The 11749-nt window shown below is 68.2% G+C and carries 11 protein-coding genes and 1 riboswitch; of the genes, 6 read left to right on the plus strand and 5 right to left on the minus strand.

What is annotated here, in order from left to right; all coding sequences use genetic code 11:
* The first annotated feature begins 74 nt into the window (after positions 1 to 74).
* The 4 genes from ACZ7KI_RS34870 to ACZ7KI_RS34885 all read left to right on the plus strand — a co-directional run bounded on the left by ACZ7KI_RS34870 (position 75) and on the right by ACZ7KI_RS34885 (position 4146).
* The gene (locus ACZ7KI_RS34870; RefSeq protein ID WP_470277282.1) at positions 75 to 1418 is read left to right on the plus strand and encodes a hemolysin family protein; all 1344 of its coding nucleotides are present in this window, start codon (positions 75 to 77) and stop codon (positions 1416 to 1418) included.
* Positions 1415 to 2458, plus strand: coding sequence for a hemolysin family protein (locus ACZ7KI_RS34875; protein ID WP_470277283.1), 1044 nt, complete (start codon positions 1415 to 1417; stop codon positions 2456 to 2458). The genes ACZ7KI_RS34870 and ACZ7KI_RS34875 overlap by 4 nt, the downstream gene beginning before the upstream one ends.
* On the plus strand, positions 2455 to 3366 hold the full coding sequence (locus ACZ7KI_RS34880) for a 3-methyladenine DNA glycosylase (protein WP_470277284.1): 912 nt from the start codon (positions 2455 to 2457) through the stop codon (positions 3364 to 3366). The genes ACZ7KI_RS34875 and ACZ7KI_RS34880 overlap by 4 nt, the downstream gene beginning before the upstream one ends.
* Before the next feature lie 93 nt (positions 3367 to 3459).
* Positions 3460 to 4146 carry a hypothetical protein gene (locus ACZ7KI_RS34885; protein WP_465501780.1) on the plus strand — a complete coding sequence of 229 codons (687 nt, stop codon included), beginning with the start codon at positions 3460 to 3462 and terminating at the stop codon, positions 4144 to 4146.
* 81 nt (positions 4147 to 4227) lie between these two features.
* Here ACZ7KI_RS34885 and ACZ7KI_RS34890 read toward each other — a convergent pair whose 3' ends face one another.
* The 3 genes from ACZ7KI_RS34890 to ACZ7KI_RS34900 are packed head-to-tail and all read right to left on the minus strand — an operon-like array spanning position 4228 to position 6448.
* On the minus strand, positions 4228 to 4707 hold the full coding sequence (locus ACZ7KI_RS34890; protein WP_470277285.1) for a DinB family protein: 480 nt from the start codon (positions 4705 to 4707) through the stop codon (positions 4228 to 4230).
* A gap of 37 nt (positions 4708 to 4744) precedes the next feature.
* Complete coding sequence (locus ACZ7KI_RS34895) at positions 4745 to 5572, minus strand: aldo/keto reductase (protein WP_470277286.1); 828 nt, start codon at positions 5570 to 5572, stop codon at positions 4745 to 4747.
* A gap of 48 nt (positions 5573 to 5620) precedes the next feature.
* Positions 5621 to 6448: a helix-turn-helix domain-containing protein gene (locus ACZ7KI_RS34900; protein ID WP_470277287.1), complete on the minus strand. Its 828-nt coding sequence runs from the start codon at positions 6446 to 6448 to the stop codon at positions 5621 to 5623.
* A 115-nt stretch (positions 6449 to 6563) separates the two neighbouring features.
* Between ACZ7KI_RS34900 and ACZ7KI_RS34905 the strand changes: the two genes are divergently transcribed.
* Entirely contained in the window at positions 6564 to 6926 is a 363-nt protein-coding gene (locus ACZ7KI_RS34905; RefSeq protein ID WP_470277288.1) for a nuclear transport factor 2 family protein, read from the plus strand.
* Positions 6927 to 6929: 3 nt separating this feature from the next.
* Here ACZ7KI_RS34905 and gcvP read toward each other — a convergent pair whose 3' ends face one another.
* The gene (gene gcvP / locus ACZ7KI_RS34910) at positions 6930 to 9809 is read right to left on the minus strand and encodes an aminomethyl-transferring glycine dehydrogenase (protein ID WP_470277289.1); all 2880 of its coding nucleotides are present in this window, start codon (positions 9807 to 9809) and stop codon (positions 6930 to 6932) included.
* 170 nt (positions 9810 to 9979) lie between these two features.
* A riboswitch (glycine riboswitch) is annotated at positions 9980 to 10081 on the minus strand.
* Between the two features lie 46 nt (positions 10082 to 10127).
* Complete coding sequence (locus ACZ7KI_RS34915) at positions 10128 to 10709, minus strand: MerR family transcriptional regulator (RefSeq protein WP_044853188.1); 582 nt, start codon at positions 10707 to 10709, stop codon at positions 10128 to 10130.
* Positions 10710 to 10976: 267 nt separating this feature from the next.
* Between ACZ7KI_RS34915 and ACZ7KI_RS34920 the strand changes: the two genes are divergently transcribed.
* The gene (locus ACZ7KI_RS34920) at positions 10977 to 11621 is read left to right on the plus strand and encodes a TetR/AcrR family transcriptional regulator (protein WP_470277290.1); all 645 of its coding nucleotides are present in this window, start codon (positions 10977 to 10979) and stop codon (positions 11619 to 11621) included.
* The last annotated feature ends 128 nt before the right edge of the window (positions 11622 to 11749 follow it).

Raw genomic sequence — 11749 nt, forward strand, 5'->3', positions numbered from 1 at the left:
GGTGACAGTATCGAGCCGGGTGGCACGCCCGGCTGTTCCAAGGACTTTCCCGCCGGCCCCCACGGCAGGAAGTGATGGAAGTCCTGTTCGCCGTTCTCGGCATTCTCCTTTTCCTCCTGCTGACCGTCGGCACCGGCCTCGCCGTCGCGGCCGAGTTCTCGCTCACCGCGCTCGAGCGCAGCACGGTCGACGCGGACGTCCGCCAGGTCGGCGACCGCCGCGCGCATACGGTGCAGAAGGCGCACCGCACCCTCTCGTTCCAGCTCTCCGGCGCGCAGGTGGCGATCACCATCACCACCCTGATCACCGGTTACCTCGCGGAACCGGTGATCGGTGACCTGCTGCACCCGCTGTTCACCGCCGTCGGGTTCTCCGAGGGGGTGGCGGACGGGGCTTCGCTGGCGGTCGCGCTGATCCTGGCGACCTCGCTGTCGATGATCCTCGGCGAGATGATGCCGAAGAACCTCGCGATCGCCCGGCCGTTGCAGACCGCGCGCGCCGTCGCGGGGTACCACTCGCGGTTCTCTTCGCTCTTCCGCTGGCTCATCACCCTGATGAACAACAGCGCCAACTTCCTGGTCCGCAAGTTCGGCGTCGAACCGCAGGAGGAATTGCGTTCGGCCCGGTCGCCACAGGAACTCGGTTCGATCGTCCGCTCCAGCGCGGAAAGCGGCACACTCGACACGTCGACGGCGGAACTGCTGGACAAGTCGCTGCGCTTCGGTGAGCGGACGGCCGACGAGCTGATGACCCCGCGTGTGCAGCTCGAATCGCTGACCGTCGACGACACGATCTCCGACCTCATCGAGATCTCGAGCCGCACCGGCTTTTCGCGTTTCCCGGTCTACACCGAGGATCTCGACGACGTACAGGGCGCGGTGCACATCAAGCAGGCGTTCACCGTCCCGGCCACCCAGCGCGCCACGGTACGGATCGGCTCGGTCATGCGGCCGATCCCGACGGTGCCCGAATCGCTGCCCGGCGACTCGCTGCTCAACCGGCTGCGCGACTCCCGGTTCCAGCTCGCGATCGTCGTCGACGAATACGGCGGCACCGCGGGACTGGTGACGCTGGAGGACGTCGTCGAGGAGATCATCGGGGACGTCCGCGACGAGCACGACGAGCGTGAAGCTCCGTCCTCGCAGCAGGTCGGCACCGACAACTGGCTCGTTTCGGGACAGCTTCGCGCCGACGAGGTGACCGACGAGACCGGATTCCGGATGCCCGATGGCGACTACGAGACCATCGCCGGGCTGATCCTCGAGCGGCTCGGGCGGATCCCCTCCCCCGGCGACGCCACCGATCTCGACGTCTGGCGGCTCACGGTGACCAAAATGGACCGTCTCCGCATCGCCGAGGTCGAAGTCCGCCGGGTCAGCGAGACCGCCACCTCCGCCGAGCAGGAGCCCGCCCGATGAGCGACTGGTTCAACATCTTCCTCGTCGTGATCCTGTTGCTGGCCAACGCGTTCTTCGTCGGCGCCGAGTTCGCGCTGATCTCTTCGCGGCGCGACAGGCTCGAAGCCCTGCTGGAGCAGGGAAAGACCCGCGCCCGGATCGTCATCAACGCGAGCAGGAACGTCTCGCTGATGCTCGCGGGCGCGCAGCTCGGCATCACCATCTGCTCACTGCTGCTCGGACGGCTCGGCGAGCCGGCCATCGCGCATCAGCTGGCCGGTTTCTTCGAACTGTTCGGGATTCCGGAGGTGTTGCTGCACCCGATCTCGTTCGCGATCGCGCTGGCCTTCATCACCGTCCTGCACGTCCTCATCGGCGAGATGGTGCCGAAGAACCTCGCGATCGCCGAGCCCGAGCGGCTGGCGCTGTGGCTGGTCCCGGTCCATGTGGCCTGGGTGAAGGTCGCCAACCCGTTCATCTGGCTGCTGAACTTCGTGGCGAACTCGCTGCTGCGGTTGTTCAAGGTCGAGCCGAAGGACGAGCTCGAAACCGCCTACACCTCCGACGAACTCGCCGAACTGCTCAGCGAGTCGCGGCGCGAGGGGCTGCTGGAGCACTCCGAGCACCAGCGGCTGAGCAAAACGCTGTCCTCGGTGGAGAAGACGGTGGCCGACGTACTGGTCCCGACGGCGCAGCTGACCACGCTGCCCTGCTCGCCCACCCTGGGCGACGTCGAGCGCGCGGTGTCCTCGACCGGGTTCTCCCGCTTCCCGGTGTGCACCGACGACGGGACGCTGACCGGCTACATCCACGTGAAGGACATCCTCGACCTCGTGGGCGAGGATCCGGGCACCGTGGTGCCGTCGGACAAGACACGGGCGCTGACCGAGCTGCGCGCGGACGCCCGGCTGGACGAGGCGCTGTCGGCGATGCGCAAGGAAGGCAGTCATCTGGCACGGGCGCTGAGCCCGGCGGGGGCCGCCGTGGGCGTCGTCGCGCTGGAGGACCTCGTCGAGGAGTACGTGGGGACTGTCCGCGACGGTACCCACGTCATGTCATGACCGGTCCGATCGTTCTTCCCGAGCCCGTGTGGCGGGCTCGGGAGGATGACCACGTGACGCGGATGCGGCGCTGGACGACACCGCACCAGCGCCGCCGCTCGCGGGGCGAGAAACATCCGGTTCTCGACTTCCTCTTCACCTACTACTCCCACCGGCCCGGGCACCTCGAACGCTGGCAGCCGGGGCCGGGTGTCGTCCTCGAAGGCCGGTCCGCGCACCGGTTCCTGGAGCGGAAGGGCTACGTCGGGACACCGGACGGCGTCATGCTGGATCCGGCGGGGTTCACCGAGGGCCGGGCCAAAACCGCCGAATTCGTCCACGGCCTGCTTTCCGCGACCGCGTCCCGCGCACCGAGACTCAGTTGTTTCGGGCTTCACGAATGGGCAATGGTTTACCGGGAATCGGCAAATGAGGTTCGTCACTCACAACTTCCGCTCCGGCTCGGTTCGGCCGGAACGGACGGGGTCGTCGAGTCACTGGAGATCCGCTGCGGGCATTTCGACGCCTTCCGGTTCTTCACCGAGCCCGCCCGGCCGCGGAACACGCTGCGGCCGGAGCGGGAGAACCAGATCGACTTCGAGCAGCCCGGCTGCCTGCACGCCAACATGGACCTGTTCAAATGGGCCTACAAACTCGACCCGTTCGTGCCCGCCGAGCTGGTCAGGGACTGCTTCGAACTGGCAGCGGACATCCGTGAGCTGGACATGCGCGCCAGCCCGTACGATCTCGCTTCGTTCGGGTACTCGCCCGTCCGGATCGAGACCCCGGAGGGCAGAGCCGAGTACGCCCGTGCGCAGGCCGTTTTCGCCCGCCGGGCCGCGCCTCTGCGTGAGCACCTGATAGCGCATTGCAAACGGCTTCTGGCCGAGGTAAAGACGGCGCACGCGACACGCGGAAAACAACTGTGAGTTGCCGCATTCCCCGCAACATCTTCCCCTGTTAGAGTGATAACGGTTTGATTGCATACGCAGCGCGAGCGCGCACGTTTCGAAAGGACAACGATGGGGCGACACAGCGTTGCCGAAGAGCCGGTACCGCACCCCCTCGACCCGCCGAAGCGCCCCCAGGGCCGCAGTGAGGCGACCGGCTCGCACCGGATCGTCGGGAAGAAGGCCCCGCGGCGCAGGATCGCCAAGTGGCCCATCGCCTGCCTGGTCCTGGTGGTACTGGTCGCGATCGGAATCTTCGGCTGGAACTGGGCGGACGGAGAGCTCAACACCCGTGCCGAAGCCCAGGCCAAGGGCTGCAGCGCCGGCGAGACCCCGATGCGGGTCGTCGTCACCCCCAGCATCGAGAAGCCGCTCCGCGCGGCGGCCGAGCGCTGGAACAACGCCGCGACCGTGGTCCGCGACCACTGCGTGATCATCCAGATCGACGCGCTGCCCTCGGCGGCCGTGCTCGACGGCCTCGTCGGGCGGACGAACCTGGACGCCATCGGCGGCCTTCCCGCCGCCTGGATCCCCGAGTCGTCCTACTGGGTGACGGAACTGAACACCGCCAAGCCCGAACTGGTCGGTTCGCCCGCCCAGTCGGTCGCGACGGCGCGTTCGGCCGACTACCCGCTCGTCGGGCTCGCCGGTAAGACCATCGACGAGGTCCAGATGCGCGCCTCGCAGACGTTCCGGCAGTTCCTGCAGCAGCCCGCCCAGCAGGCCGACTTCGCCGCCGCGGGCATCAAGGCCACCTGACTTCGCACACAGAAGTACGTGAAGGCCCCCTTTCATTGCGTCTAGCGCAGTGAAGGGGGCCTTCACGTACTTCGGGGGTACTCAGCCGGCGAGGAGCTGTTCACGCAGGATGTCGGCGTGCCCGCAGTGGTGGGCGAGTTCCCGCAGAACTTGCAGGTACACCCAGTGAAGCGTGCGCGGTCCGGTCCGGTGGCCGGTCACGACCGTGTCCAAGGACAGGTCCGCGACCGTCGTCCGGGCCGTGGCGCAGGCTTCCCGGTGGGCCGCGATGACCGAGGCGATGGTGTCGTCGCCGGAGAGCCGGAAGGATTCCTCCGGATCGGGCACCAGACCGAGTTCCTTGCGCGGCGTACCCCCCACGCATTCCTCGAACCACACCCGCTGCATCCAGGTCACGTGTTTGAGCAGCCCGAGCGGCGTCGTCGCCGACGGGACGAGCCGACGGCGGGCCTGTTCCTCGGTAAGACCGTCGAGCGTCGCCTCGAGAGCGGTGCGGTAGTCCTCGATGAACGCCTCGAGCTGGGTGCGCTCGTCATCCAGGGGCACCTCGAACGGACCCATCAACGTCTCCAAGTCATTTGAGGGGCAAGGCCTGCGTCTAAACGAGGTCGAAGGTGTCCGGGTCGGGGCCGGTACGGGTGCCGTCGTCGAAGTCGGCGAGGGCGGCCAGATCGTCTTCGGCGAGTTCGAAGTCGAAGACGTCGAAATTCTCGCGGATCCGGGACGGCGTCACGGATTTCGGGATCGCGACGGTGCCGAGCTGCAGATGCCAGCGGAGCACCAGCTGTGCCGGGCTCTTGCCGTATTTGGCCGCGAGGGCGGTCAGCGTCGCGTCCGAGAGCAGCGATCCCTGCGCGAGCGGGCTCCAGGCCTCGGTGACGATGCCGTGCTCGGCGTGGAATTCCCGCAACGCCTTCTGCTGCAGCCGGGGATGCAGCTCGACCTGGTTGACCGCCGGCACGATCCCCGTCTCGTCGAACAGCCGCCGCAGATGCGGCTCGTGGAAGTTCGACACCCCGATGGCCCGCACCCGGCCATCCGCGTAGAGCTTTTCCAGCGCTCGCCAGGTTTCCACGTACTTGCCGCGGGTCGGCATCGGCCAGTGGATCAGGTACAGGTCGACCCGGTCCAGGCCCAGTTCCGCCAGGCTGGCGTCGAACCCGCGGAGCGCCTCGTCGTACCCGTGGGCCGGATTCGGCAGTTTCGTGGTGATGAACAGTTCGTCGCGAGGCACGCCCGCCGTGCGGATCGCCTCGCCGACACCGGCTTCGTTGCGGTAGGACGCGGCGGTGTCGATGCCGCGGTACCCGGCTTCGATCGCGGTCCGGACGACCTTGGCCGTATCGCCCGCGGGCACCTGCCAGACACCGAAACCGAGTTGGGGGATGGCTACCTCGTTGTTCAGGACGACGGAAGGCACGGCCATGGATGAAGAATCCTCACTCCGAGTCTGTGGCGGGGCTTCTTGCCCGCATCATTCCACCCCGCGCCGCGCGTACGCGCGCAGATGCTCGGCCGTGTCCGCGTCGGCCGGGAAGAAGGATTCGATCACCAGCTCGGCGACCGTGATGTCCAACGGCGTCCCGAACGTGGAAACCGTGCTGAAGAACGTGAGATCCACGCCCTCGTGCCGCAGCCGAAGCGGGACGAAGATGTCGCCCGGCCCGGGGACCTCCACCTCGGGAACGGGGTCTTCACACGGATAGGTGAGGAGTTCCTCCAGCAGTTCCGTCAGGCCCGGATCCGCCGTCTGGGTCACTTGGCGCCGCAGCCTGCCGAGCAGATGGGCCCGCCACTCCCCCAGATTCAGCACGTACGGCGCCATTCCCTCCGGATGGAGGGTCAGCCGGAGGACGTTGACCGGCTGCGTCATCAGGGTGGGCGACACCAGGTCGGTCATGATCGACACGCTCGCGTTGGCGTCGACCAGATTCCACCCGCGATCGACGACGGCGGCCGGGTACGGCTCGTGACTCGTCAGCAGCTGCCGGACCGCCTGGCGGACCGCGGCCAGTTCCGGGTCGCCGAGCCCGCTCTCCGGATACGCGGGCGCGTAGCCCGCCGCGAGGAGCAGCTGATTGCGTTCCCGCAAGGGCACCTCCAGATGTTCGCCCAGCCGCAGCACCATGTCCCGGCTGGGCTTGGACCGCCCGGTCTCCACGAAACTCAGGTGCCTGGTCGAGATCTCGGCGGAGATGGCGAGGTCGAGCTGGCTGATCCGGCGGCGATCGCGCCATTCCCGCAGGAGCTCGCCGACGGGGCGGCCCGCGCGGTTCGCGGTCAAGGTGGTCGTCACGATCACGAACCTACGCACCGCGCACGCCGGGCCGCCATTACCTCTCACGTAATCGACGGGACCCACCCTCGGCCGACAGAGTTGCGTCATCGGTTACCCCACAACGCACCAAGGAGACACCATGTCGGACATCCAGCGCGTCGCCGAGCAGTACATCGCCGTGTGGAACGAGACGGACACCGAAAAGCGCCGTGCGCTCATCGCCGAGGTGTTCACCGAGGACGCCGCCTACACCGACCCGCTGGGCGCGGTCACCGGTCACGACGGTGTCGACGGCTTCGTCGCCGGCGCGCAGGCCCAGTTCGCCGGGCTGAGGTTCAGCCTGCCCGCCGCGCCCGACGCGCACCACGACATCGCACGATTCCAGTGGTACCTCAGCGCTCCCGGTGCGGAGGAACCGCTCGCGATCGGCTTCGACGTCATCACCGTCGAGGACGGGCGGATCAAGCAGGTGCTCGGCTTTCTCGACAAGATGCCCGGCTGAGACCTACGCGAAGGCCTCTGGCGGCGGGCAGAAGCAGACGAGGTTGCGGTCACCCGCGGCCCCGTCGATCCGCCGCACCGGGGGCCAGATCTTCGCGGCGGTGAAGCCCGCCGGGAAGACGGCGATCTCCCTGCTGTACGGGCGATCCCACTCGCCCGCGAGGCACCGCGCGGTATGCGGGGCGTTGCGCAGCGGGCTGTGCGCCACCGGCCACTCCCCCGCGGCGATCTTCTCGATCTCGCCGCGGATCGCGATCATCGCGTCACAGAACCGGTCGAGCTCGCCGAGGTCCTCGCTCTCGGTGGGCTCGACCATGAGCGTGCCCGCGACCGGGAACGACATCGTCGGCGCGTGGAGGCCGTAGTCGGCCAGCCGTTTGGCGACGTCGTCGACGGTGACACCGGTCCGTTTGGTCAGCGCCCGGAGATCGAGGATGCACTCGTGCGCCACGAGTCCTTCGTGCCCGGAGTACAGCACCGGATAGTGCTCCGCGAGGCGCTTGGCGACGTAGTTGGCGTTCGCGACCGCGGTCAGCGTCGCGCGCTTCAGCCCTTCCGCGCCCATCATCCGGATGTAGGCCCAGGAGATCGGCAGGATCGACGCGCTCCCCCATGGCGCGGCGCTGATCGGGCCGACACCGGTCGCCGGGCCCGCTTCCGGCTGCAGGGGATGGTTCGGCAGGTACGGCGCCAGGTGCGCGCGGACGCCGATCGGCCCGGCCCCGGGGCCGCCACCGCCGTGCGGGATGCAGAAGGTCTTGTGCAGGTTGAGATGGGAGACGTCGGCGCCGAACTTCCCGTACTGCGCGACCCCGATCAGCGCGTTCAGGTTCGCCCCGTCGACGTACACCTGGCCGCCCGCGTCGTGCACCAGCGCGCAGACCTCGCGCACGGTGTCCTCGTACACGCCGTGCGTCGAGGGATAGGTGATCATGATCGCGGCGAGGTCGTCCGCGTGCTCGTCCACAGTGGACTTCAGGTGGCCGAGGTCGATATTGCCCTCGTCGTCGCATTTCACGACGACCACGCGCATTCCCGCCATCACCGCGCTGGCCGCGTTCGTGCCGTGCGCGCTCGACGGGATCAAGCAGACGTCACGGGCCGCGTTCCCGCGTTCGCGGTGGTAGGCGCGGATGGCCAGCAGACCGGCGAACTCGCCCTGGCTGCCCGCGTTCGGCTGCAGGGAAACCGCGTCGTAGCCGGTGATCCCGGCCAGCCAGCGCTCCAGGTCCCGCACGATGGCGAGCAGCCCGGCCGCGTCCTCGACGGGTGCGAACGGGTGCAGACCGGCGAACTCGGGCCAGGTGATCGGCTCCATTTCGGCCGTGGCGTTGAGCTTCATCGTGCACGAGCCGAGCGGGATCATGCTCCGGTCGAGCGCGACGTCCTTGTCGGACAACGCCCGCAGGTACCGCAGCAGCGCGGTTTCCGAGCGGTGCGCGTGGAAGACGGGATGCGTGAGGTACTCGCTCGTGCGGCGCAGATCCGGCGGGAAGCCGTCGGCGGTGTCCGCGTCGAGGGAGTCCACATCGGACACCGCGACACCGAACGCCTTCCACACCAGGGAAAGATGCTCGCGGGTGGTCGTCTCGTCACAGGCGATGGCGACGTGGTCGGAGTCCACGAGCCGGAGGTTGACGCCGAGTTCCCGTGCCGTGCCGACGATCCCGGCCGCGCGCCCGGGGGCAGCCACCATGACGGTGTCGAAGAATTCGCAATGCACCACGTCCACGCCGCTTTCGGCGAGCCCCGCCGCGAGCACGGTTGCCATCCGGTGCGCGCGGTTCGCGATGGCGCGCAAGCCTTCCGGCCCGTGGTACACCGCGTACATCGACGCGATGACCGCCAGGAGCACCTGCGCGGTGCAGATGTTGCTGGTCGCCTTCTCCCGGCGGATGTGCTGTTCGCGGGTCTGCAGCGCCAGCCGGTACGCGGGCGCGCCGTCGGCGTCCTTCGACACTCCGACGAGCCTGCCGGGCAACTGGCGTTCGAGTCCTTGGCGCACGGCGAGATACGCCGCGTGCGGGCCACCGAAGCCCATCGGCACGCCGAACCGCTGCGTCGACCCGATGGCGACGTCGGCGCCGAGCTCACCCGGTGACCGCAGCAAGGTCAGCGCCAGCGGATCGGCGGCTATCACCACGGCCGCGCCCAGCGCCTTGGCCTCGGTGATGGTGTGGTCCCATTCGCGGACGACGCCGGAAGCGCCGGGATACGAGAGCAGCACGCCGAAGAAGTCGCCGCCGAGGCCCAGTCCGGTGATGCCCTGCGAGAGATCCGCGGTCACCAGGTCGATACCGAGCGGTTCGGCGCGGGTGCGCAGGACCTCGATCGTCTGCGGCAGCGTGTCCTCGTCGACCACGAACCGGTTCGATTTCGCCTTGCCCGCCCGGCGGACCAGCGTCATCGCCTCCGCCGCCGCGGTCGCCTCGTCCAGCATCGACGCGTTCGCGATCGGCAGTCCGGTCAGGTCGGCGACCATGGTCTGGAAGTTGAGCAGCGCTTCGAGGCGGCCTTGCGAGATCTCCGGCTGATACGGCGTGTACGCGGTGTACCAGGCGGGGCTCTCCAGCACGTTGCGGCGGATCACCGGCGGGGTCACGGTGTCGTGGTAGCCGAGGCCGATCATCTGGACCATGGGCCGGTTGCGAGCGGCCAGCGCGCGGAGTTCGGCAAGCGCGCCGGTCTCGGTGGCGGGCGGCGGCAGGTCCGGCGGCGTGGCGGATTCCCGGAGCGACGCGGGGACGGCCCGCTCGGCCAGTTCGTCGAGAGAAGCGACGCCGACGACGTCGAGGATGCGCGCGAGTTCCCCAGCGCCGGGACCGATGTGCCGGTCCGCGAAGGGGGTTCCGGATTCGAGAGCGGCCAGAGAAACGGGCTCCAACGGGGACCTCCCAGGACGCGGGGGTGAGGCCGGGACGATTGTCCTGGCCCTCCCCACTCTGTCCGTACTCCCGTGGGAGCGCCTGAGAGTTTCGCCCGAGTGTTGAGCCGGGCTTGCACCGTCGGCGGGGCCGCCAGGCTGTGACCTGGCGAACCACTTTCCAGAGGCGTCTCGTCCGCGCGGTCCAGGGTGCCTGAGAGGTTCCGGGGAGGACTTGCTCCTTCGGCGCCGAGCTCAACGGTTATCGACTCGGTCTCTCCCGCGCGGATTCGTCGACCGCGGAACCGAGCCTACCCTGCCGCCCGCGCGGCTTCATGATCAGCCGGTGCGACGTGCGTTACGGCGCTGCGTGAGCTCGTCCGGGGTGACGGTTTCGATCGTTCCGCCGTCGGCGCGCTCGGCCGGGAATTCGTGGATGGTTCCGCTGATCTCCTGCATCGCGCCGCTGACGGCGATGCCGAACACGCCCTGACCGCCCTGCAGTAAATCGACGATCTCTTCGGGCGAGGTGCACTCGTAGACGGTGGTGCCGTCGGAGAACAGGGTGACCCTGGCGAGGTCACGGACGCCGCGCAGGCGCAGGTGATCGACAGCGACCCGGATGTTCTGCAACGAGACACCGGTGTCCAGCAACCGTTTGACGACCTTCAGGACGAGGATGTCCTTGAACGAGTACAGCCGCTGCGAACCGGAGCCGTGCGCCGTGCGGATACTCGGCGCGACCAGCTTCGTCCTGGCCCAGTAGTCGAGCTGCCGGTAGGTGATCCCGGCGATCTGACAGGCGGCGGGACCGCGGTAACCGACGAGTTCGTCCGGGAGGGAAGAGTCGGGGAACAGCTCGCCCTGCTCGCCGTCTGCGACCGGAACGAGCGGCTCTTGAGGGCTACCAGCCTCGACCACGCCATGCCTCCCCTCGCCCGACCTGGCGGCCGGCGAACAAAGCCGCGCGGACCCATGTGAGTCCGCACCGGAGTGAACCGTCAAGACGGATGCCCCAGACATCCGAATCACACCTTGGCGATTTACCTCCATTGACGGTAAGCGTGTCCGGCAAAGCGGTCAACGCGACGCGCGGTCGACCTCAAGCTCTTCTTGAGACTTGCCGGGAATGGTCCCCCGAACGGCGGCGGGCTTGTCGCTTTTACTCAGTCGTGTTAATTTTTACTCATGCGAGTAAACACATCCACCGAAACCGCCGCCGCCGAGGTGCAGGCAGAGCTCGGGTTGTCGGTCACGGAGGCCGCGCGGCGGGCCCAGATCATCAGCGCCACGATCGCGACGATCGCCGAGCTCGGTTACCACAAGACGTCGTTCGCGAAGATCAAGGAGCGGGCCGGGCTGTCCAGTACCCGGATCATCTCCTACCACTTCACCAACAAGTCCGGCCTGATGCAGGCCGTGGTCACCACCGCGACCGGGATGAAGGACAAGTTCCTCGAAGAGCGGATCCAGGGCACCACCGACCGGGCCGGGCTGCTGCGCGGCTACATCGAGTCGGAGATCGCGTTCCTCGGCTCGTACCCGGAACTGGTACGGGTCATGGTCGAGATGGCTTCGAGCGGATCCGACGCGGAGGGCTGGTTCATGTCGGCGCCGATGGTCGAAGAGTTCCGTACCGGCCGGCTCGAGCGCCAGCTACGGCAGGGACAGCGGGAAGGCGCTTTCGGCGATTTCGCGCCGGACGTGATGGCGCTGTCGATCGCGCAGGCCATCGACGGTGTCGCCGCGAAATTCGCGACGGACCGGAAGCTGGATCTGGAGCGCTACGGGCGGGAACTGGCGGACCTGTTCACGCGGGCGACCGCGGCCTGAGTCGTGGGGGGGGGGGGGGGGGGGGCCCCCCCCCCCCCCCCCCACGCCCATTCAATATCCGCGCCTCGGAAGGTTTCCCGCTAAACAGAGGTGAAGAACCCACGGGAACTCTCGACACCTTCTCCTCC

It is taken from the genome of Amycolatopsis sp. NPDC039088 (assembly GCF_055598845.1).